General features: G+C 64.4%; 22 protein-coding genes. 6 read left to right on the top strand and 16 right to left on the bottom strand.

Features of this window, described 5'->3' with window-relative positions; translation table 11 throughout:
• Nucleotides 1-5: 5 nt before the first annotated feature.
• The 9 genes from CAK78_RS21305 to CAK78_RS21265 form a co-directional block, all read right to left on the bottom strand.
• Nucleotides 6-956, bottom strand: a complete 951-nt coding sequence (locus tag CAK78_RS21305) for an IS1595 family transposase (protein ID WP_094697266.1) — start codon at nt 954-956, stop codon at nt 6-8.
• 66 nt (nt 957-1022) lie between these two features.
• A complete protein-coding gene (gene glf, locus CAK78_RS21300) occupies nt 1023-2129 on the bottom strand; it encodes a UDP-galactopyranose mutase (protein WP_094698620.1) in 1107 nt (368 codons plus the stop codon).
• Nucleotides 2126-3109, bottom strand: coding sequence for a glycosyltransferase family 2 protein (locus tag CAK78_RS21295; RefSeq protein ID WP_094698619.1), 984 nt, complete (start codon nt 3107-3109; stop codon nt 2126-2128). Before CAK78_RS21295 ends, glf begins: the two co-directional genes overlap by 4 nt.
• Nucleotides 3110-3267: 158 nt before the next feature.
• Nucleotides 3268-4455: an acyl-CoA reductase gene (locus CAK78_RS21290; protein WP_094698618.1), complete on the bottom strand. Its 1188-nt coding sequence runs from the start codon at nt 4453-4455 to the stop codon at nt 3268-3270.
• Entirely contained in the window at nt 4452-5510 is a 1059-nt protein-coding gene (locus tag CAK78_RS21285) for a LuxE/PaaK family acyltransferase (RefSeq protein ID WP_094698617.1), read from the bottom strand. Before CAK78_RS21285 ends, CAK78_RS21290 begins: the two co-directional genes overlap by 4 nt.
• A complete protein-coding gene (locus CAK78_RS21280; protein ID WP_094698616.1) occupies nt 5510-6880 on the bottom strand; it encodes an AMP-binding protein in 1371 nt (456 codons plus the stop codon). The genes CAK78_RS21285 and CAK78_RS21280 overlap by 1 nt, the downstream gene beginning before the upstream one ends.
• On the bottom strand, nt 6880-7629 hold the full coding sequence (locus CAK78_RS21275; RefSeq protein WP_094698615.1) for an SDR family NAD(P)-dependent oxidoreductase: 750 nt from the start codon (nt 7627-7629) through the stop codon (nt 6880-6882). The genes CAK78_RS21280 and CAK78_RS21275 overlap by 1 nt, the downstream gene beginning before the upstream one ends.
• Nucleotides 7629-7862, bottom strand: a complete 234-nt coding sequence (locus CAK78_RS21270; RefSeq protein ID WP_094698614.1) for an acyl carrier protein — start codon at nt 7860-7862, stop codon at nt 7629-7631. The genes CAK78_RS21275 and CAK78_RS21270 overlap by 1 nt, the downstream gene beginning before the upstream one ends.
• Entirely contained in the window at nt 7859-8395 is a 537-nt protein-coding gene (locus CAK78_RS21265; RefSeq protein ID WP_094698613.1) for a GNAT family N-acetyltransferase, read from the bottom strand. Before CAK78_RS21265 ends, CAK78_RS21270 begins: the two co-directional genes overlap by 4 nt.
• Nucleotides 8396-8559: 164 nt before the next feature.
• Here CAK78_RS21265 and pseF point away from each other — a divergent pair, with 164 nt between their 5' ends.
• Genes pseF through CAK78_RS21235 form a run of 6 tightly spaced genes read left to right on the top strand, consistent with a single transcriptional unit; the run spans nt 8560 to nt 13845 of the window.
• Complete coding sequence (pseF, locus tag CAK78_RS21260) at nt 8560-9255, top strand: pseudaminic acid cytidylyltransferase (RefSeq protein WP_094698612.1); 696 nt, start codon at nt 8560-8562, stop codon at nt 9253-9255.
• Nucleotides 9245-10501: a UDP-2,4-diacetamido-2,4,6-trideoxy-beta-L-altropyranose hydrolase gene (pseG, locus tag CAK78_RS21255; RefSeq protein ID WP_094698611.1), complete on the top strand. Its 1257-nt coding sequence runs from the start codon at nt 9245-9247 to the stop codon at nt 10499-10501. The genes pseF and pseG overlap by 11 nt, the downstream gene beginning before the upstream one ends.
• A gap of 6 nt (nt 10502-10507) precedes the next feature.
• Complete coding sequence (gene pseI, locus CAK78_RS21250) at nt 10508-11554, top strand: pseudaminic acid synthase (RefSeq protein ID WP_094698610.1); 1047 nt, start codon at nt 10508-10510, stop codon at nt 11552-11554.
• Nucleotides 11547-12842 (top strand): motility associated factor glycosyltransferase family protein, encoded by a 1296-nt coding sequence (locus tag CAK78_RS21245; protein WP_094698609.1) that lies wholly within the window; start codon nt 11547-11549, stop codon nt 12840-12842. Before pseI ends, CAK78_RS21245 begins: the two co-directional genes overlap by 8 nt.
• Nucleotides 12839-13102: a hypothetical protein gene (locus tag CAK78_RS21240; RefSeq protein WP_094698608.1), complete on the top strand. Its 264-nt coding sequence runs from the start codon at nt 12839-12841 to the stop codon at nt 13100-13102. Before CAK78_RS21245 ends, CAK78_RS21240 begins: the two co-directional genes overlap by 4 nt.
• Nucleotides 13099-13845: a class I SAM-dependent methyltransferase gene (locus CAK78_RS21235; RefSeq protein WP_094698607.1), complete on the top strand. Its 747-nt coding sequence runs from the start codon at nt 13099-13101 to the stop codon at nt 13843-13845. The genes CAK78_RS21240 and CAK78_RS21235 overlap by 4 nt, the downstream gene beginning before the upstream one ends.
• On the opposite strand, the gene CAK78_RS21230 is transcribed toward CAK78_RS21235, so the two are convergent.
• The 7 genes from CAK78_RS21230 to CAK78_RS21200 form a co-directional block, all read right to left on the bottom strand.
• Nucleotides 13827-15188, bottom strand: a complete 1362-nt coding sequence (locus CAK78_RS21230; protein ID WP_094698606.1) for a DUF4910 domain-containing protein — start codon at nt 15186-15188, stop codon at nt 13827-13829. The genes CAK78_RS21235 and CAK78_RS21230 overlap by 19 nt on opposite strands.
• Nucleotides 15185-15589 carry a VOC family protein gene (locus tag CAK78_RS21225; RefSeq protein ID WP_094698605.1) on the bottom strand — a complete coding sequence of 135 codons (405 nt, stop codon included), beginning with the start codon at nt 15587-15589 and terminating at the stop codon, nt 15185-15187. Before CAK78_RS21225 ends, CAK78_RS21230 begins: the two co-directional genes overlap by 4 nt.
• On the bottom strand, nt 15579-16343 hold the full coding sequence (locus CAK78_RS21220; protein WP_094698604.1) for an AAC(3) family N-acetyltransferase: 765 nt from the start codon (nt 16341-16343) through the stop codon (nt 15579-15581). Before CAK78_RS21220 ends, CAK78_RS21225 begins: the two co-directional genes overlap by 11 nt.
• Nucleotides 16340-16564, bottom strand: coding sequence for an acyl carrier protein (locus CAK78_RS21215; RefSeq protein WP_094698603.1), 225 nt, complete (start codon nt 16562-16564; stop codon nt 16340-16342). Before CAK78_RS21215 ends, CAK78_RS21220 begins: the two co-directional genes overlap by 4 nt.
• On the bottom strand, nt 16557-18200 hold the full coding sequence (locus tag CAK78_RS21210; RefSeq protein WP_369597530.1) for an HAD-IIIC family phosphatase: 1644 nt from the start codon (nt 18198-18200) through the stop codon (nt 16557-16559). Before CAK78_RS21210 ends, CAK78_RS21215 begins: the two co-directional genes overlap by 8 nt.
• Nucleotides 18201-18359: 159 nt before the next feature.
• Complete coding sequence (locus CAK78_RS21205) at nt 18360-18893, bottom strand: ATP--cob(I)alamin adenosyltransferase (protein ID WP_025202502.1); 534 nt, start codon at nt 18891-18893, stop codon at nt 18360-18362.
• Nucleotides 18894-18983: 90 nt separating this feature from the next.
• Nucleotides 18984-20126 carry a DUF5610 domain-containing protein gene (locus CAK78_RS21200; protein WP_094698602.1) on the bottom strand — a complete coding sequence of 381 codons (1143 nt, stop codon included), beginning with the start codon at nt 20124-20126 and terminating at the stop codon, nt 18984-18986.
• Between the last annotated feature and the right edge of the window lie 84 nt (nt 20127-20210).

The following is a 20210-nucleotide window of genomic DNA, read 5'->3' as shown; positions in this document are numbered from 1 at the left end:
CCTGATTACCCATGACCCTCAGCCAGCTTCAAGAGCCGATATGGCATCGGAGGGCTTGCCACGACTGCATGCCCCAATTCAACCAACATGCTTTTGAGGTCAAAACGATGATTAAACCGGAAGCAGTATTCAGCAAGATGTCTCGGTAAATGCTTCGCTCCGAGCGTATGGCAACTGCCCCGCAGCGAGTTCTTCACATTCCCTATCATCGTGTTTACCCAGTTGAATGCCGGATGATCCAGCAAGTCAAGGTTGCCCCCGGTGACAACACCCAGGTGCTCACAATTGGCCTCCTTCACCGCCCTGAAACAGGCCAATCCATCGGATATCACCGCGCTACCACTGGCAACATGCCGTTTTGCCCAATCAGCAATGGACTTGGTTTTGAAACCATCGACCACCGTCATCCGCATCTTGATTGGATGCCCTTCCTTGTTCAGGGCCACTGCTGCCACAAATGGCGTCTTGCCTGCCGCGCCCCGACCCCGTTTGCCACCACGGTGCTCGCCACCCCAGTAGACATCATCGAGCTGAATGATGCCGCTGATGGGCTGCTTGTCATCGGACTCTTTCATGGCTTGCAGCAGCTTGTGCTTGAGCATCCAGGCGGTGTCATATTTGACGCCCAACTGGCGCTTTAGCTCCATCGCTGACAAACCTGTTTTGGTTTGTGACAACAGGTGCATCGCCAGAAACCACTTGGTCAGCGGGAGCTTGGTGTTTGCGAAAATAGTGTTCCCAGTCAATGACATCTGGTGATGGCAGTGATTGCATTGCAGCACGCGTGGCCGACTTTTCAGGTGACAACAGGTCTTGTTGGCACATTCAGGGCAGACAAAGCCGTGAGGAAAACGCCAAGTGAACAACGCGTTTTCGCACTGAGCTTCAGTGCCATAGTCCTTGAGAAGCTCAAACAGGCTGTAGCCTTTCTGGAATTGGACTTTGCTTTTGGCCATGATCTCGCTCCTCGATAACTGTGCATAAGATCAGTATAGTTCGGGGTGACTGCTAATCATGGGTAATCAGGTATCAAAATAGCGATACTCGGCAAGGCGTCCCAGGGCAATCAGCTGAGGGAACTGGGCCACCTCATCACGGCACGCTTGATAATGCTGTTTGGCTGCATAGGTAAATAGCGGGTAGTAAGGCTCTAGCCCTTGGTCCGGTTGATAGTCACAGGGATATTCATAAACGATGCTGGTACCGGGATGCACCTGCCCGCTGAAATGCTTGAACTCGGTGATCCGCGTGAAGGCTTCTTCGTTCGGATAATTGACGGTAGTGACCGGTTGAAATTGTTCCTGCGCCAGATGGCGATGCTCAAAACGCAGTGAGCGGTATGGCAGGTAATTCCCCTCTGCCGGCAGCAGATGATCCAGCCTCCCGGTATAGATCAAGGGGCCATCAAATGGCTCGCCATCCAGCAGCACCCGCTTCTGCTGCCAATCCAGCCTGACGTGCTGTGCCATTGGGGTCGACAGCTTCACGTCAATCAGCGGGTGCGCGAGCATGCGCTCAAACATGGCGGTATAGCCTGCGGCCGGCACCGCCTGCCAGGGGTCGGTGAAGTAGCGATCATCCCGGCTGACCACCACGGGTACCCGCGCCGTCACCTCGGGGGAGATCTGCTCGGGCGGCCCCCCCCACTGTTTGCTGGTGTAGTTGACGAACGCCTTCTGATAGATGAAATCCGCCAGTTCGCCCAGCAGGGGATCCTGCTCCTTGCGCAGTTCGAGGATCGGCACTCTGGCGCCATCCCCGAACCGGGTGCGCAGGGCCTCAATCATGGCGCTGGCCTTGTCGGCGGGGAAACAGCGCTCGATGCTGGTCAGGTTGAACGGGATAGGCACCAGTTGCCCGTCGATACGCGACAGCACGCGGTGCTCGTAAGGCAACCACTCGGTAAACTGCGACAGGTAATCCCACACCTCCTTGCTGTCGGTATGGAAGAGGTGCGGCCCATAGCGATGGATCAGCACGCCATGCTCGTCATACTCGTCGAAGCAGTTGCCCCCGATATGGTCGCGCTGTTCCAGCACCAACACCTTCCAGCCAAGCTGGCTGGCCATGCGTTCAGCCATGACGGCGCCAGACAGCCCGGCGCCAATGACGATTGCCTGATAACTCACGCCGCTTCTCCAAACAGTTGTTGTACGACCCGGGCGGGATGGGCTCGCTGCGCCCACGCCAGTTGATGGCGCTCGTCGAAGAACCAGCCAGGGGCCAGCTCCGCAACCTCTGCCGCCGACTGCTCGATGAGCTGAGTAAAGCGGGCGGCATCATCCTGCCGCAAAAAGTAGAGCGCGGCAGAGTAGTAGTGATGGGCACGCCCCTGGGCAATGACCACCGGGTCTGCACCAAACGCAGCCGCATTGTCACAGGCGCGCAGCAGGTCGCGCAGCGACTGCTCACGCCGCTCCGCGGATTTGCGGGTCTGCCCGCCGAAGCTCTGGGTATGGAAGCGATAACGCCCCAGCAGCTCGGGGATGAAATCCAGAGTGCCCGGATTGAGGGAGAGATTCAGGATGTGCCAGGGATAATCGAGAATGATCTTGCACCCCTCATCAATGGCATCGGCCATGCCGTCATAGCGGCGAAACATGATGGAGCTGGCATTGACGAAGACCCCGAAGCGGATCAGCGCCTCCCGCGTCATCACGGGTTCGAGGTAGCGGGCATTGTAATAATCGCGGGTGAAGAGCTTGATGCGCGCATCGGTCTCATCGTCAAACATCTCCGCCTCGTGATAGCAAAGCGTGCAGCCGGGGTGCGCGTCCAGGTAGTCGGCCTGACGCTGCAGCTTGCCCGGCAAGGCCAGGTCGTCGCCATCCACATAGGCAAGGTAGGTCCCTTTTGCTTCCCCAAGCAGCCGCTTCTGGGTTCTGGCCAGCCCCATGTTCTGTTCGTTTTGCAGGGCCCGCAGGGCCGGCCACTGCCGTGCCAGCCGCAGCATGATGGACCAGGAGTCATCACTCGAGCCGTCATCGATGGCGATCACTTCGAACTCGAAATCCGTCTGCTGCTCGAGCAGGCTGAGCAGACAGGGTTCGATGAAGCGCGCCAGATTGTAGACGGGCACCAATACGCTGACTTTCATAGGGAAATCCAAGGGAAAATGAATAGAAAAGAAGCGGATGGGAGAAAATGGGCAAGGCTACCGCACGGTCCCTGTCAACCCTTCTCCCTCTCTGTCAGGTTTTACTGCAAGAGGTATGCCTGACCAAGCTAATCCATTGAAGCTGCGGGATTTATGTGAGCCACACCCGATTATTCGCGTCGGCTGAGGCCACGGCTGCACAGTTGCAGCATGTCGATACCATCCCAGTGCCATTCGAATGCGAGCGCCTGTCCCGGCGACACCACCCGGTCAATCCGGCAGGTGGAGGCAGTCGGCAGCGCCGCTTCGACCCCGGCCCTGTCACCGCCGACCCAGACGCAGGTCTGCATGTCCCAGGGCTGCGCCAGCAGCTCATTCAGGGTATCGGCCACAAATTCGGCAACTGTACCTCCTCCGACGTGTGCGAGCCGCAGCGCGCTCGCCGGAGTCAATAAGGTGACGCCAGGCAAGCTGGTCACCTTCATTGCCCCCTGCTCGGCGGCATTTTGTTGACTGTGGATGAGCCGCTCCATCGCCAGGGCGGGATCGGCAGCAAAGGGGGCAAACAGGGCTTCCAGCAGGCGGCGGCGCAGCCCCTCGTCGGGCTCGCCCAGCCAGCAGAGGGTAGTTGGCGAGGCGCAGGCCTGCTGGTTGAAACGGGTGCAGTCCTGCTGCAAGGCATCCAGCGTCCGTTGCCACTCTTGCGGATCCAGCCCGGCCAGCCAGCGGCTGTCGAGCACCGCCATCGAGCGGCGGTCCGGAAATACCACCTCCTGCGCCGTGGGTGCCAGGGGAATGGCCCGCACCTGGCGAATGGTCTCGTCGCCACCCCAGATGATGCGCAACCGGCAGCACGCCGACAGCCAGGCGGTGATGCCCTCGTCGTGGTCATAGCGAATGAAGCGGGTACGGGCGGCGATCGCTTGCCATTCACCGAGGCTGAACAGTTCGTTGAGGATCGCCAGCATGGCCTCCTGCTGCGGATCGCGGCGTGACGACAGTCGCACCACGCAGGGGTTGCCCATCAACAGAGCCACCAGCCAGGAGTAGAAGGCCACCGTCGGCACGTTGGAGGGCACCAGGTGAAAGGTGACCCCCAGCGGTCCCCGTCCCTGCAAACGTTTCTGCTCTCTGGCCAGCTGGCGCGGCCGCAGCCAGAAACCAAACGCAGCCAGATCGGGGTGACGACGCCCCTCCTGCTGCAGGCGGGCCGACAGCGCCGCCACGAAGTCGCAGATGACGGGGGCAAAGCAGGGCAGCGGCTGCGGGCAGAAGCTCTGCCAGCTCGCCGTCGGGGCCACGAAGCTGACCGGCGGCCCCTCCTGCCAGAGCCCGGTGGTCGCCCCGGACGGGGTCATTGGAAGGTGTCGCTGCATCCCCTCACCTCGGCGCCGTGCTGGCGTCCCGCTACGTGAAAATAACGGCCATGGCGGCCACAAGGGCAGTCATCCTCTCCCAGCAGCACGCCGAGATCCTCGCTCAGCAGGCTGTGGCCGGGATAACTGCCGGGAATGGCGGAGAGCACCTGCAGCAGGCCTGGGCTGCCAATCCCGAGCGGCTGATGGGTGAGCGGATCGCGCACCTGTACATCGGCAAACACGGGAGCATGCAGGTGTCCCTGCTCGCACTCGACGAAGATGGAGCCTACCTGCTCCACCATGCCGTAGAAGTTGTGTACCCGGCCCAACCCCAGCTGGTCACGGCAGCGGGCCTTGAAGGCGGAATTGTCCACCGCCAGGTGCTGCAGCTTCTTCCAGCCGCCGCTGTGAAACAACATGCCTTGCGTCAGCGGCAGTTGCAGGCCGCGCTCGCGCAGCGGTTCCAGCAGGCATTGCCAGACCATGAAGGTGAAGCCGAACAGCAGCACCGGCTGGCCGGCATATTTGTCACAGAAGGCCTCGATGACAGGCCAGTTGGGCCGCATCTGCTCGTCGAGGGCATAGGTATGATCACGGCCAAGGAAGGAGAGCCCCAGCGCGCCCGCGCCGCGCGCCGAAAAGCCGCTGCGGTTCTGGATGAGGGCGGGCTGCTCCACCAGCAGCATGGGCAGGCGCTGCTTGCCGACAAACTCCTGCAGGATCTTCACCAGCACCTTGCTCTGCAGGGCGGCGGTCTCCCGGTCCAGCACGATCCGTGATGGTGAACCCGTGGTGCCCGACGAGGTGAGCACCTTGAACACCTCGCTCTGCGGCACGCTCTGCCACTGGGCCAGTTTGAACAGCCGGGCCGCCAGGTAGGGCAGCGCAGCGTAGTCGGTCGCCGCGGCCGTCCAGCCGAAGGCTTGCAGCACATTGTCATAGGCCGTGCAGTGCGCCCGATGGTGCGCAGTCAGCGCGTTGAGCCGCGCCAGCAGCAGCGCCTGTTTGGCGGCCTGGGGCAGGGCGAAGACCGGCGCGCTCAGCAACTGCTCCATCACGCCTCCCCCGCCAGTCTGGCCAGAGCGGCATAGTCAATCTTGTGATTGGCGGTACGCGGCAGTTGTGTCACCTGCACCACCTGCACCGCCCGCGGCGGGGCCTGCAGCCACTGCGCCAGCTCGCGCTGCAAGCCGTCGGTCGTCTGGTCACTACGGGGTTCGACGGCCACCAGCAGGCAGTCGTCACGCCCGCCGCAGGCCCCCGCCCAGCCCCAGCGATGGAGCTGGCTCTCGACCTCCGCCAGGCTGACCCGCTTGCCGAACAGCTTGAGAAAACGGCTGAGCCGGCCGCAGATGTAGTAGCGGCCCGCCTCGTCGCAACGGGCCAGATCGCCGGTGGCCAGCTCCTGCAGCTGGGCACCCAGCGCCAGATCCTCGGCCGTAACGGCGTACCCCAGCATGACGTTGTCGCCGCGATAGACCAGCTCCCCCTCTCCGGGCTTGCCCCCCTCCAGCACGCGCAAGGCGAACTGGCCGCCGGGAATGGCGCGGCCGATGGCATCGGGATGAGCGGCCACCTCGGGCGCCGCCAGCCAGGCCATGCGGGCGGTGGCCTCGGTCTGGCCATACATGACGAAGAAGCGCCGCTCCAGCCGCAGGGCCTGCTCGGCAAACTGCTGCGCCAGCGCGGGTTCGAGACGCCCGCCCGCCTGGGTCAGGGTCTGCAACGAAGGGTAGCGGGCCCAGTCAAAGCGCAGTCGGGCCAGCATCTGATAGGTAAAGGGCACCCCGGCAAAGCTGCTCACCTCGTGCAAGTCGACCTGCTGCCAGAAGTCGCGCTCCAGCACGCTCCCTTCGTGCTGCACCAGGGAGGCGCCCACCAGCAGATGGCTGTTGAGCACCGACAGGCCGTAGGAGTAGTACAGAGGCAGGCTGGTGATGGCCCGCTCGGCCGCCGTCAGCGCCAGATAATCGGCGATGGAGGCGGCGTTGGCCGCCAGATTGCGCCCCGACAACCGAACCCACTTGGCGCTGCCGGTGCTGCCCGAGGTCGGCAGCAATACCGCCAGCGCCGGGTGCAGGGTCGGCGTCGTCGCGGCGAGCCGCTCCAGCTGGCCGACGTCATTGACCCGCCAGCTCACGCCAAACTGCCGGCAGCTGGCATCGTGCTGACTCGCAGGGAGGGCGGGGTCTGCCAGCATCACGACATGCCCCAGTTTGAGCGCCGCCAGATAGTGCAGCAGGTGGGCGGTGCGGGTGAAGAAGGGCAGATAGACCAGGCTGCGCTCGTCCGGATAGCTGGCCGCCAGCCGCGCCACCCGCCGTGCCAGCTCGCCGTAGGAGAGCCAGCCCTCTTGCGGATCGCGCCAGGCCGGCGCCGGGTTGTCTTCCCGCAGGTGGGCGAGCAGTGCGTGCGCGTGATCCATCAGACCGTCATGCCTCCATCCACGCCGATGACCTGGCCGGTCACATAGCTTGCCAGGTCGGAGGCAAGAAACAGCGCAACACCGGCCACCTCGTCCGGCGTGCCGATCCGCCCCATGGCGATGCTGGCGAGCCGCTCGGCAAACTTGTCGTCCGGGATGGCGTGGGCCATCTCGGTGTCGATGAAACCCGGAGCGATGGCATTGACCCGGATCCGGCTGGCGGCCAGCTCCTTGGCCAGCGACTGGGTGATGCCGATCACCGCAGCCTTGCTGCCGGCATAGCTGCAAAGCCCGGCGGCACCCACCCGCCCCATCAGGGAGGCCAGATTGATGATGCTGCCGCCACCGCTGCGCTGCATCAGGCGGGCGGCATACTGGCTGCAATAGACCACGCTGAAGGTGTTGTGACTGAAGGTCTGCTCCAGCTGGGCCTGGTTGACCATGCCGAGCAGCCCCTCTTCCAGCATGCCGGCATTGTTGACCAGTACGTCCAACTGGCGCGTCTGGGCAAACAGCTGCTGAAAGGCCTGCTTGACCGCCTGCGGCTGCGCCACGTCGACACAGAGCGAGTGACAAGGTACGCCGAACTCGGCGCCGAGCTCATCAGCCAGCCGGCTCATGGCCGCCTCGTCGCGTCCCGCCAGCCACAGCTCGCCCCCCTGCGCGGCAAACAACCGGGCAATGGCGAGCCCGATGCCGCGCCCGGCGCCGGTGATCAACACCCGCTTGCCTTGCAGCAGCCTCTGCATCAGAGGGCGACCCCGTATTTGGCGAGGATCTCCCGCGCCTTGGCGACCGAGCTCATGTCGATGATGTCATCGGTATCGAGCAGCACGCCGTAGCAATCCTCCAGCTGGGCGATCAGGCCCATGTGGGCGACGGAGTCCCACTGGGGAATGCTGTTGTAGGCCAGCTGGTCGCTGACAGTGCTGACGTCGATGCCGAGGGAATCGGCAAAAACCTGTTCCAACGCTGTAGTCATCTGAAAAATCTCCGTAGCCGTTCTCGAGCGGCATAATAGTCGGCGGGCTGCAGTTCGAGGGCGATGAAGTCGCCCTGTTGCCCCTGTTGGCGATAACCGAGTTGCGCGTTGAGACGCAAAGCGGCGTCGTTGCCGCTGCGCACCAGAGTGCGGATGCAGCCGAGCAGGAAAGTATCGAAGCCCTGATCGAGCTGTGACAGGGCGGCGGCGACGGCCAGCATGGGGTGACGCACGCTGGAGCGGCCCAGATAGAGGCCGGCATCGGCCACCGGCTGCCCCTGCAGCGATTGCCGCGTCTCCCCTTTCAGATTGACGTAGCCAGCCCGCAGGCCGCGGCACCAGAGCACCCAGTGCTGCTGGTCAGCCCGTTCAAGGCTGCTGACGAACCACTGCCGTTGCTGGCGGGGGGAGATGAGCGCCTGCTCCACCATCTGCAACCGCACCTCGTCCAGGTTGCGCCAGCGTCGCAGGGTGGGCAGATCCCAGGGCTGGAGCGGGCGCAATTCGACACCATAACTCATGTTCAATACCAACGACGTCCCATCACTTGCCCATGTTATCGACCATCACCGGGCAATTCCGTAGCAAAGCTCAATAATATAAGATGAAAACTCGGTATAATCTCAAAAATAATCAACGAGTTGTCATCAATTATCCGGCTCGGCGACCACGTCGGGCTCCTCAGGGAGAGAGCATCATGGCCATCGCCATCATCCCGGCACGGGGCGGCAGCAAGCGCATTCCCCGCAAGAACATCCGCCCCTTCTGCGGCTTGCCCATGATTGCCTACGCCATCGGGGCGGCCAGGGACTCGGGCTGTTTCAGTCGGGTGGTGGTCTCCACCGATGACCCTGAGATCGCCGAGGTGGCCCGTCGCCTCGGGGCCGAGGTGCCCTTCCTGCGGGGCGCCGCGCTGGCCGATGACCATACCGGCACCACCCCTGTGGTGATCGACACCATCCAGCGGCTCGACCAGCTTGGCATCCAGGCAGAGCACTACTGCTGCATCTATGCCACAGTGCCGCTGATCCAGGCCGCCGACTTGCGCACTACCCACGCTCGCCTGCTCGCCAGCCAGGCTCCCTTCGTCTACACGGTGGCCGAATTCGGCTTCCCGATCCAGCGAGCGGTACGCATGGACGCGCAAGGCAGGGTCACACCGTTCTGGCCGGAGCAGATGGCGAAACGCTCCCAGGATCTGGAGCCCGCCTATCAGGATGCTGGCCAGTTCTACTGGGGCAGCCGCACAGCCTGGCTGGGAGGGATCAGCCCGGTGGGGGGAGAAGGGATTGGCCACATATTGCCGCGGCACAGAGTGGTCGACATCGATACGCCGGAAGATTGGCACCTGGCCGAACTGCTCTATCAAGTGCTGGCCCAAGATGACGTTTAAGGTTGCCTTCCGGCTCGACGCCGGCGCCGAAATAGGGCTGGGCCACCTGATGCGCTGCCTGGCCATCGCCGATCGGCTGCACGCCGCCGGGGCCGAGTGCCACTTCCTCTGCCGCGATCTGCCGGTACACCTGCTGGCGCTGCTGCGGCCCCATCACCACCATCCCCTGAGCGCGCTGGATGACGCCGGCCCGCTGCCCGGCTTGCAGCCCGATTGGCTGGTATTCGATCACTACCAAATTGACCACACAATCGAACAAAAACTGGCCGCCCACTGCGGCCGCGTGCTGGTGATCGATGATCTAGCCGACCGGCCGCACCACTGCCAGCTGCTGCTGGATCAGGGCCCCTTGCGCCGCGTCGCCGATTACCAGCCCCTCACCCCCGCCGATTGCCGGCTGCTGCTGGGTACCGACTACGCCCTGCTGCGCCCCGCCTATCGCCAGCTGGCGCGGCAACACGCCAGTCAGTGGCGACGGGGGCTTGTCTGCTTTGGCGGCGCCGACCCGGCGGGTGCCTGCCTCGTCACCCTCAACAGCCTGGCCAAGCTGCCCTGGGCCCGCACCATCCAGTGGACCCTGGTGGCGGGCGGCGCCAATCCCTTCTGGCCCGAGCTGGAACAGAGGGTGGCCGAACTGGCCCACCTCGACCTGGCGCTGCTGCGCCAGAGCGACCAGATGGCCGACCTGATGAGCCGGCACGACTTCGCCATCGGCGCCGCCGGCGGCATGACCTGGGAGCGGGCCTGTCTCGGCCTGCCGACCCTGGCGGTGCCCATCGTCGACAACCAGCAGTTCAACGACCAGGTGATCGCCCGCTTTCAGCTGGCCGAGCGGCTGACCCTGAGCGAGCTGGCCGAGCCTGAGCGGCTGCTGCAGGCCCTGCAACGCCTTGAACAACAGTCAGACGACTACCGCCGCCGCGCCCAGCAACAAGTGGATGGACTGGGGCTGGATCGGCTCACCGCCTGGTTGCTGCAACAATCGGATTATCAGCTGTTACCAGATGGCCAACAGTGGCAACTACGCCATGATGACCGCCCGCTGCTCACCCTGACCCTGAATGGCCAGCAACTGACTTGGCAGGCCACCCGGCCACTGCAACCAGCGGAGTGGCAAGAGCTGGCACATCGCTTGCAAACAATTTTCTCCCAATTTCCCCTCTATCTTGCCGAGCCACCGCAGATAGCGCCCCCTGCCCCCTGGCAGCCGGCGCCGCAAGGCTGGCAACTTGGCACAGGAGTCTGAACACAGATGCAGATCGCCCATCAATCCATCGGCCCGGCGCAGGTTCCCTACGTGATCGCCGAGCTGTCGGCCAACCACAACGGCAACCTGGATCGCGCACTGGCCATCATGACCGCCGCCAGGGAGGCCGGGGCCAGCGCGGTCAAGCTGCAGACCTACCGGCCCGACACCATCACCCTCAACAGTGACAGGCCCGAGTTCCAGATCCACGGCGGTTTGTGGGATGGCCACAACCTGTATGACCTCTATGAGTGGGCGCACACCCCCTGGGAGTGGCATCAGGCCCTGTTTGCCAAGGGGCGCGAGCTGGGGCTGACGGTCTTCAGCAGTCCGTTCGACTTCAGCGCGGTGGATCTGCTGGAATCCCTTAACTGCCCGGCCTACAAGATCGCCTCCTTCGAGCTTGTGGATCTGCCCCTCATCCGCTATGCCGCCCAGACCGGCAAGCCGCTCATCATGTCCACCGGCATGGCGAACGAGGCCGAGATCGCCGCCGCGGTCGAGATGGCACTCAAGCACGGCAACGGCCAGCTGGCCCTGCTGCACTGCGTCAGCGGCTATCCGGCGCCGGCAGCCGAATACAACCTGCGTACCATCCCTATGTTGCGCCAACGCTTCGGGGTCGAAGTGGGGCTCTCCGATCACACCCTGGGATCGGCCACGGCAATCGCCGCCACTGCGCTCGGGGCCACCCTCATCGAGAAGCACTTCACCCTGGCCCGCGCCGACGGCGGGCCGGATTGCGCCTTCTCCATGGAACCGGCCGAACTCACCGAGCTGGTAGCCTCGGTCAATACCGCCCATGCCGCCCTCGGGGTGGCCGATTACCAACTCACCGCCAGTGAACAGGGCAACCGCGCGTTTCGCCGCTCCCTCTATCTGGTCAAGGAGATGGCAGCCGGCGAGGTGCTCACCGCAGAACATATCAAGTCGGTGCGCCCCGCCCTCGGCCTGCCTCCCGCCGATTACGATCGACTCATCGGCAAACGGGTCAACCGTAGCCTGAGCGCCAATCAACCGCTGAGCTGGGAGTGGATAGACAAGGATGAGTGATGATCTCTTCAACCAGCACGGCAGGCTCATCAGCCAGCGCTGGCCCGCCCTCTGGCCCCGCCTGCTGGCACAGGATGTGGAAAGCCTGCCGGCCGAGCTGACCGAAGGGCTCGGCTCCACCCTCAGCCTCCACGGCATCCAGCTCACCAGCCGGCACGACCGAGTGAAGGAAGCCGAACTGCAGGCCGCCAGCCTGCCCGAGCAAGCTGTGCTGCACCTCTACGGTACCGGGCTTGGCGATCTGCCGCGCGCCCTGCTGGGGCGCAGCAGCCTCAAACGGCTGGAAGTGAAGATCATGAATGGCGCCCTGTTTGCCCTGGTGCTGCGGCTGCTGGACCAGCAGGACTGGCTGACGGACCCCAGGGTCGAGCTGATGATGGCCGGCGACGAGGGGGAAGTGCGGCTGCCCTTCTTCGCCCTGCCGCCCGAGCTGCTGCTGGTGGAGGATGCCGCCGCCCGCATCCGCGACCGGCTGGTGAGTGAAATAGACTTGCCGTTCGCCCGGGCCAGGTTCGACGCCGAGCACCCCGACGTCACCCGGCGGCTGGCCGAAAACCGTGAACTGGTGGCCGGCGACGGCGATGTGGCATCCCTGTTCGGTCTGGCCCAGGGCAAGCAGGCCCTGATCGTGGCGAGCGGCCCGACCCTGCAACACAACCTGGCCACCCTGCAGACCCAGCTGCAGAGTCGTCGGCAGGACTACCTGCTGATCAGCGTCGATACCGCGCTGGCCTTCTTGCTTGGCCACGGCATCCGACCCGACATCGTCATCACCATAGATGACGCCATCCACGGCAACCGGCTACCCGCCGCCCAGTCGGCCCAGACAACCCTGGTCTATTACCCCACGGTACCCACGGCGGCCCTGCTGGCCTGGCAGGGGCCGCGCAAGACCGCCTACTCCCGCAGCCCCATGTACCAGCAGTTGCGACAGACGCTCCCCAAGGGCGTGCTGCACTCGGGCGGCAGCGTCATTCATCCCGCCGTGGATCTTGCCGTGCAGATGGGTTGCCGCCAGGTCATCCTGCTGGGCACCGACTTCGCCTTTCCCGGTGAGCTCACTCACTCGGGCTGGGCCGATGGCGCCCTCGGCCCCAGCGCCGCGCTGGCGCTCAGCTGGGCCCTCGACGGCCATGGCCGGCGGGTCAAGACCAATCCGAACTTTTCCGCCTACCGCACCGAGCTCGAGCGCTACATAGCGCGCCACCCCGAGGTGCAGTTCTGGAGCTGCAGCCGGGAAGGGGCGGAGATCGCCGGCTGCCACTATCACCCGGAGTACGTGCAATGAAAAGCGGCCAGATCACCCGCCTCACCGCCCTGGCGCACCAGTTTCGGCTGGGGCAGTCGGTCGCCGCGAGTCAGGCATTGCCGGAACTGCTGCAAGAGGTGCTCACCGAGCAGGGCGACCTGCCGCCCGGACTGGTAGCCGCCCTGCTGCAGTGCCAGGAACGCCAGGACTGGCTGGGACTGGCCGACTACCTCGAATATGAAGTGGTGCACTGCCTGTCGACCCCGGCCGGCGCCCCCCCCACAGGAGACCATCGATGATCAAGGCCATGTCCAACGCCTCTGAGCAGGAGTTGTCACGCCGCCAGACCTTCAGCGAGTTGCTGCACGCCAGCCCGCTGCCCGCGGCCGAACTGCAGAACAACCTGGGCCTCTACCTCAAGCGCCAGTCGCTCTCCCGCATCCTGTTCATGCACGAGCTGTATCAGAAGATCGTGCCGGTCCACGGCGTCATCATGGATTTCGGCACCCGCTGGGGTCAGAACCTGGCGCTCTTCTCCTCGTTTCGCGGCATGTATGAACCCTACAACTACAACCGCAAACTGGTGGGATTCGATACCTTCAGCGGCTTCCCTTCCCACGCCCCGCAAGATGGCAGCGACGCCGCCATCCAGCCCGGCGCCTACGGGGTGACGCCGGGCTATGAGCAGCATCTGTCCCAACTGCTCGCCGCCCATGAGGCGGAAAGCCCGCTGGACCATATCGTCAAGCATGAGCTGGTGAAGGGGGATGTGACCGAGACGCTGCCGGCCTATCTGGCCCGTCAGCCGGAGACCATGATTGCGCTGGCCTATTTTGACTTTGATCTCTACGAGCCGACCCGCCACTGCCTCGAGCTCATCAAGCCGCACCTGACCAAGGGATCTGTGCTGGCATTTGATGAGCTCAACTGGCCCGCCTTTCCGGGGGAGACCCTGGCCCTCAAGGAGGTGCTGGGGCTGGATCGCTACGCCATCCGTCGCACCCCGCACAACCCGGGGCCGGCCTATCTGGTCATCGAGTAGTCCGGTTGCGGGCCGAGGCGACGCAGCAGCCCCGCCTCCAGCAGCATCCGTGCCAGCGGCTCCACTCGCCAGAACGGCGCCCCTATGGTCTCGGCGATCTCGAACAGGGTCAGCTTGCCATCGCTGTAGGCCAGCAGATTCATCATCTCCCGCACCTGCCAGCCCGAATAGCGGGTCGACAAATCCGGGTAGAGCCCCCGCTTGCCGAGCTGGGGTTCGCCCAGCACGGTGACCTCGCAGCGCTCGTCCAGCTCCAGACACTCGATGGCGCGGCGCAGCGCTAGGAAGCCGCCAGCCAGCCCGGCCGGCGTCACCAGCGAGAGGTCATCGAGCGAGGTGTGGTACTCGGCATAACAGCCATATCGGCTGCGCATCACAGAGGTGACCGGCAGATCGATGCCGGGCGCGCACAGCTGCCGTTCGTTGGAGCCCCGCTCCAGGAAGCTGTAGGCCTTGTAGCCCGGCGCAAGATGACCGAGCACATGGCGACCGATGCGATCCGCCAGCGTGTTGCCCTGGCGGGAAGGGAGGAAGGAGTAGCTGCGGTCATCGCCAAGGCAGGTCAGATTGAAGCCGGCCAGAGTGTGCTGCTTGAGCTGGTCCAGATGGCGGGAGAGATAGACGATGGCCCCCAGGGTTTCAGGCACCAGCATCAGCCGGTAGCTGTAACGGCGTGTGGGCAGTGACGCCAGCCAGGCCATCAGGAAGACGCCGACACAGGGGCCGGAGAGCTCGTTGTTGGCCATGGAGGGGTGACAGGTGTAGCTCGACAGCAGGATCTCCTGCTCGCTCTCCCCCGGCAGCACCCAGTCGCCATAAGTGAGCGAGCCCGGTGCCAGGGTGGCATCGATCACCACCTGATATTCTCCCTCCGGCAGCGCCTCACGCAGCCGATGGGGCAGACAGAAGCCCCAGCGGCGCTTGTAGTAGGAGGTCACATAGGGAATGGCGTCCGGTTGCTCGGGCAGAGAGTGAAGATGGGGCTGCAACTCGGCCAGCGAGAGGGTGCAGCGCACCGGCTCCGAGTAACCGACCAGATGCAGGTTGTGATCCTGGAAGTCCACCACCCTGCGTCCATCCGGCCCCACTATGTAGGCCTCCCGCACGTTCCACTCGTCAGGCACGGTCCAGTCGAAACACTCGGTGCCACTGGCCACTTCATGGATCTGCAGCTCGGGCAGGCAGTGCTCGCGCCACAGGGCCAGCGACTGCCGAACCCCGTCCCCGGTCAGGCTGCGATTGAGCGGAAACAACAGGGTGAGCAGCCGATGCAGCTGTTCACCGACCTGTACCTGGTCGTCCCAGTCGGTGGGCAGATAGCCGCTCTTGGGTGGAAAACTCATGGGGTGGGTGCCTCGATCAATTCGACAATGTGGCCAAGGGGGCTCAGGAAAAACTGGACGTGGACGCCGCCAAACGCGATGGCCGGCTGGCTGGGCCCGAGGGGCAGGTGGCGCGGTGTGCGCAGCCGTTCGGCACTCTCTCGCAGGTTATTCACCCGATAGGCAAGGTGGTTGATGACGTTGCGCCGGGTCTTGAGCACCTGGGCGACCGGGCTCTCCTCGCCGGCCGGTGCGACCAGCTCGTAGCAGAGGCCATGGTCGTCATGCACGAACTGCACCCAGACCCGTTGCAGCGGATCTTCCACCGCCGCCGAGAAGCGGCTCAGCCCCAGCACGTCGCGGCAATAGGCCACACCGCTCGCCAGGTCCGGCACCACCAGTCCGATGTGATCAAACTGCATGAGGTTCTCCTCCCGCCCGGATCAGGGCGTATGGGGCCGCCGCCAGCAACTCGCCGGCGGCCAGGATGAAGTCACGGCACGACACAGCCCAGACCGGCACCCGCTGGCACAGCGTCTGGCGCCAGGCGCCCCGCTCCTGCAACAGGGCCACCAGCCGGGAGAGGTCGATTTCGCTGGCCAGCGACAGGTCGCGCACATAGTAATCCGCCTGCCACTCTCGCACCCGGCCATCGACGCACACCTGGCCCGCAAACATCTTGTGATAGCGGTAGGGGACGGCCAGCCGCTGCTCCACGTAGTGGGTGAAGGTGATGCGGTCGGGGTGGCAACCCAGCCCCAGCAGCCAGCCGTCCTGCTCCGCCAGCCAGCCGAACGGGCTCTCCTGACCGAAACAGTCGTGACACTCCCGGGCCACCAGCGCAGGCCCCTGCGGGCCGCTGATCGCCATGCTGAAGACGGGATCGAGCGTGCGCACCACCCCTTCCCGCTGGCGGAACAGCTCCGTCATCAAGCCCACCTTGCTCGGGGTCTGCGCAGGGTCGAAGCACTCGTCCGCCATCGGGCTGTAGCTGAAGGTCGGCACCAGCAGGTGCCCGCCCAGCCACTGCTCGAGGCATGTCCAGAAGGCCGCGATGCCTGCGGCGTTGCCCATACCGGCAAACTGGGCCACCACCATGGCATCCGAGTGCACCATCAGGGCGCCGCCTCTGGGGATCCCCAGCTCGGTCAGCGCCTGCTCGAGTGCCTGCTTCACACGGCAACCCCTTTGCTCTGCAAGGCTTGCTGGATGTCGGCCAGACTCTTCAACTCGGCCAGCTCGTGCGGCTCGAACCGCACGGCATAGTGCTGCTCGACCAGCAGCAGCAGGTTGAAGTGACCCAGAGAGTCCCACTCGGGAAAGCTGCCGAGGGCAGACTGTGCGTTGATGCTGGCCTGGGGGAACTGCTGGTGTGCCAGCGCGATAAGGTCATTCATTGGCATAGAACTCCAAAAACGGGAGAGAAAGAGAGCAGAGATCAAGCGTGAGGAACAGCTCGTCCGCCAGCGGCAGCAAGCCCGCTGGAGTGGTTATCGGCCGGGTTGGCAGGCTCGCCAGAAAATCCCGCGCCGGCTGGTTGCGGGTGGTGGCAACCAGGCTGATGACCAGCTCGCTCACCCCTTGCGCCCGCAGATGGTTCGCCAGTTGCGCCAGCAGATGGTTCGCCAGTTGCGCCAGCAGCCAGTATTCAAAGCCGCGCCCCAGCACCCGGCAGCTGATGGCCAGGGTATCCAGCAGCGCCCTGCCCTCCTCGAGCGGGCGTACCACCAGCAGGGCCGTCATGCCGTGATCGGCGAATCGGTCTCGCAGGCTGGCCAGCCAGACCTCACCCCCCTCGCTGGCCAGCCGAGCCAGCTCCGCCGCCTGATAGCGGCGGCCGGAGAGGTTGAACTGATTGGTCTTCTGGCTGAGCTGTTCGGCTCGCAACTGGTTGCCCGGGGAGAGCGGCTGCCAGTCGGCCTGCAGCGCCAATTGCCACAGGAAGACGTGCTCGTCGCCCAGTTGCCGGCGCACCGCCTCGGCCTCGGCCTGGGCCTGATAGGAGTGCTGCCGCAGGCCGTCATCCCGGCTCTGGTGGCGACTGCACAGGGCCGGCAGCGTCAGCAGGACATCCGGCCAGCTCCAGAGATCGGCCGGCGGGGTCATCACCAGCACCTCGGGGCAGTTGGCCCGCACCTCAGCCCGCTCCAGTTCGCTGTCATCCCAGAAGACCAGGCTGTCCAGCCCGACATTGAGGCGCGCGGCCAGCCGCCGCAGCCCCTGGGATTTGGGCTCCCAGCCGATCTCGGCGGCGGCGATCTGCGCCCGTGTCAGCACCATGCCCGGATGATCGTCAAACAGCCGCCACACATCGTCCGCCAGATTCTTGGAGCAGAGCGCCAGCACTATGCCCTGCCCGTGCCAATGACTGGCCGCCTGCTGGAAGGCCTGGTAGAGCCGGCCCATCCCGTCCTGTCCCAGCAGGACGCCGCCGACACCGTCTTCGCCGACCACACCGCCCCACAGGGTGTTGTCGCAGTCGAGCACCAGCACCTTGTGGGCGGGTTGCTGCAACCGCTGCAGCAAGGGGAGCATCCACTGCGCCAGGCTGGCCAGACCGGCCATGGAGAAGGGGCAGGACATCAGATAGAGGTTGCGCCGGTCGAAGCAGTGCTGGCGGCCATGTTGTTGCAGCCAGAGCGGCAGGTGCAGGTCGTCCAGACCGGGTTGCTGCAGGCGCAGGCGGGCCATCTGCTGCTCGAACGCACTGGCCAGCGCGGCGAGCACGGCAGGGGTCGTGCCATAGACACAGAGCGGAGCATGGCTGCAGGCCCCCACCAGCAGATGATCCTGCGGGCGGCGCTGCAGATGCTGCAATAGAGGCTGACAGAGCGCGTCGACAAAGGCGGCGACCGCCAGCTGCTGCTCGTCCTGCGCCAGACGGCCCCACTCCTGCAGGGTCCGGGCGGGCACCAGATCTTCCCACAACCAGATGATGATGTGGATCCCGGCCGCGGCATCGGCGCCCTGATTCATCAGGATCTGCAACCACTGGCCATGGGGGGCCACCTGCACTTCGCCATATTCAGCCAGGGGGCGCTAGGCGAGGTTGCCCGGCATCAAGAACGAACTGCCACTGAGATGAAGCATGGTCATGACCTTCCCCCTGCACTACCGGGACCATCCCGGCAACCGACAAATGGGATGATCGTGTTTGATCTTCATGAAAAACAAAAGCTTTTTTGGCCGTATTCAGTAGTTGATGCTGACGTAGGGCACCTCGTCCACCTGCCACAGCTGCTTGAGGTAGACGGTCAGAACGAAGAAGAAGTTGGCCAGCAGGTTGGCGAACCGATAGAGGATGGGGTCGAAGCACACCCCGCTCTCCTCCAACCGCACCAGCAGCCGCACCACCTTCTTGCTGCCGCAGCGGCACAGGTGCAGGGTCGGGATCGGCTGCGGCCCTTGCGGCAGCACGAAACCGGTGACCCGGCCGCGGCTCGCCTCGTTGTAGTGATCGTAACGCCCCTTCAGCCACGCCAGATCCTCCTCGAAGATGCCGAGCCGGCCGCGCACCGAGCCGTTGAGGTTGTAGATAAGCCGCTGCAGCGCCGCGAGATCCGCCTGCATGGGCGCAATCTCGGCCTCCGGAGCCAGCTGTGACAACACGGCGCCCACCTGGCAGCAGAGCTCGTCGGTGGCGATCTCGTAGTCACACTGGAACTGGGTTTCGAAGATGAAGGGGTAGCAAAGCTCGCGCTTGTCTCTGGGCTTTTTCGGGTTCATGGGCTGGCCGGATCGGGAAAAAGGCCAGTTTGCCAGCCCCTGCAGGAGCTGGCAAACGGCCGGTCATGGTCCTTCTCAATCCAAAACGGTTCAGACGCTCTTGCTGCTGGTATCCGTCGCCGGCTGGAACTGGCCGATCATCCGCAGCGCATCCAGCATCCGCTGGTTGAAGCTGGTGAAGCTGCCCACCTGGGCCGGATCGCTCTGGCCACGGGCCGCCAGCACCGCCGGCGTCAGCGCCTGCTGCTGGGATGCCGGCAGCAGGGCATCCGCCTGCTGCTGCACCTGATCCAGCTTGGGCAGGTAGTCGGCCAGCGGCTTGAGCATCTCCTGCAGGGAGTGCGCCCCCTGATAGGTCTGGCTCAGCTTGAGGCTCTGCTTGAGCTTGAGCGAATAGGAGGCCAGCTGGCTGTCATCCAGCTTCAGCTCGCCCGCCTTCTTCAACAGGTCGTCGAAATTGCCGGAGAAGAAGCTGCCGGCCAGATCGTCGATCCCCTTGACCAGCTTGCCGATGGAGTCCATCTCCTCGCTGCTCAGGTTGCCCTCCAGCGAGAAGCTGAAGCTCTGGCTCGACTTGAGGCTGAACTGGCTGCCGCTGTCATCCTTCTGGGACTTGGTCTGCCAGCTGTCGTTGAAGCGCAGCACCACCTTGTCGCCATCCTTGGTCTGGATCTCCAGCGAGCCCTGCTGGCGGCTGGCCATCTCGGCCTGGCCCATGTCGGTGGTGGAGACCTTGCCGAAGAACTCCTTCTCGAACTGGTCGAGCCCCTCCTGGATCAGCTTGTAGCTCTGATCCATGCCGGTCTTGATGTCTTCGTTGTCCGCCCAGTCGCCAAGCTGTTTCCTGGCGTCATCAAAGCCCTTGTCCACCCCCTTGCGGGCCTGCTCCATCATGCCGGTCAGGCTGTCGTCCGACTTGCCGTCGGCCCGGGCAGCCCCCAGCCGGCCGGTGACGAACTGCAGCACGTTGTCGGCCACCGACTGGAAGTCGAACAGGGTATCCGGGGTCACCGCCTCCGGCTGATCCTGCGCCTTGGGCGCCTTGTAGCCCTGGCCGTTGATCTCCAGCGCGAACTGCAGCGCCTGCTGCACCAGCACCTGCGCCCATTTCGGCGCCTTGTGCAACGAGACTTCATCCTCGTTGTTGGTCTGCTTTGCTTCCGCCTGCTGGGGCGATTTGGGAGCAACACCCACTCCCTTGGGTTGGGCCGCGCCCACTCCGTCGATCTGCATAATGTGTCCTCCCACCATGCCTGTAGATCAGCTATCGGCCTGACTGCACACTTCTTGACCACAAAATGCTGGACAATCCGCAGC

The sequence above is a fragment of the Aeromonas sp. A35_P genome, from assembly GCF_002259925.1.
Taxonomy (GTDB): domain Bacteria; phylum Pseudomonadota; class Gammaproteobacteria; order Enterobacterales; family Aeromonadaceae; genus Aeromonas; species Aeromonas dhakensis.
Note: the sequence above shows the minus strand (reverse complement) of the source record. Positions and strands in the feature narration are given on the sequence as shown.

Bases quoted from the DNA above. Each gene is read 5' to 3' on its own strand.
- CAK78_RS21305 (WP_094697266.1), bottom strand. From the start codon at position 956: ATGGCCAAAAGCAAAGTCCAATTCCAGAAAGGCTACAGCCTGTTTGAG.
- CAK78_RS21290 (WP_094698618.1), bottom strand. From the start codon at position 4,455: ATGACCCCGTCCGGGGCGACCACCGGGCTCTGGCAGGAGGGGCCGCCG.
- CAK78_RS21285 (WP_094698617.1), bottom strand. From the start codon at position 5,510: ATGGAGCAGTTGCTGAGCGCGCCGGTCTTCGCCCTGCCCCAGGCCGCC.
- CAK78_RS21280 (WP_094698616.1), bottom strand. From the start codon at position 6,880: ATGGATCACGCGCACGCACTGCTCGCCCACCTGCGGGAAGACAACCCG.
- CAK78_RS21275 (WP_094698615.1), bottom strand. From the start codon at position 7,629: ATGCAGAGGCTGCTGCAAGGCAAGCGGGTGTTGATCACCGGCGCCGGG.
- CAK78_RS21270 (WP_094698614.1), bottom strand. From the start codon at position 7,862: ATGACTACAGCGTTGGAACAGGTTTTTGCCGATTCCCTCGGCATCGAC.
- pseF (WP_094698612.1), top strand. From the start codon at position 8,560: ATGGCCATCGCCATCATCCCGGCACGGGGCGGCAGCAAGCGCATTCCC.
- pseG (WP_094698611.1), top strand. From the start codon at position 9,245: ATGACGTTTAAGGTTGCCTTCCGGCTCGACGCCGGCGCCGAAATAGGG.
- pseI (WP_094698610.1), top strand. From the start codon at position 10,508: ATGCAGATCGCCCATCAATCCATCGGCCCGGCGCAGGTTCCCTACGTG.
- CAK78_RS21245 (WP_094698609.1), top strand. From the start codon at position 11,547: ATGAGTGATGATCTCTTCAACCAGCACGGCAGGCTCATCAGCCAGCGC.
- CAK78_RS21240 (WP_094698608.1), top strand. From the start codon at position 12,839: ATGAAAAGCGGCCAGATCACCCGCCTCACCGCCCTGGCGCACCAGTTT.
- CAK78_RS21235 (WP_094698607.1), top strand. From the start codon at position 13,099: ATGATCAAGGCCATGTCCAACGCCTCTGAGCAGGAGTTGTCACGCCGC.
- CAK78_RS21230 (WP_094698606.1), bottom strand. From the start codon at position 15,188: ATGAGTTTTCCACCCAAGAGCGGCTATCTGCCCACCGACTGGGACGAC.
- CAK78_RS21225 (WP_094698605.1), bottom strand. From the start codon at position 15,589: ATGCAGTTTGATCACATCGGACTGGTGGTGCCGGACCTGGCGAGCGGT.
- CAK78_RS21215 (WP_094698603.1), bottom strand. From the start codon at position 16,564: ATGAATGACCTTATCGCGCTGGCACACCAGCAGTTCCCCCAGGCCAGC.
- CAK78_RS21205 (WP_025202502.1), bottom strand. From the start codon at position 18,893: ATGAACCCGAAAAAGCCCAGAGACAAGCGCGAGCTTTGCTACCCCTTC.
- CAK78_RS21200 (WP_094698602.1), bottom strand. From the start codon at position 20,126: ATGCAGATCGACGGAGTGGGCGCGGCCCAACCCAAGGGAGTGGGTGTT.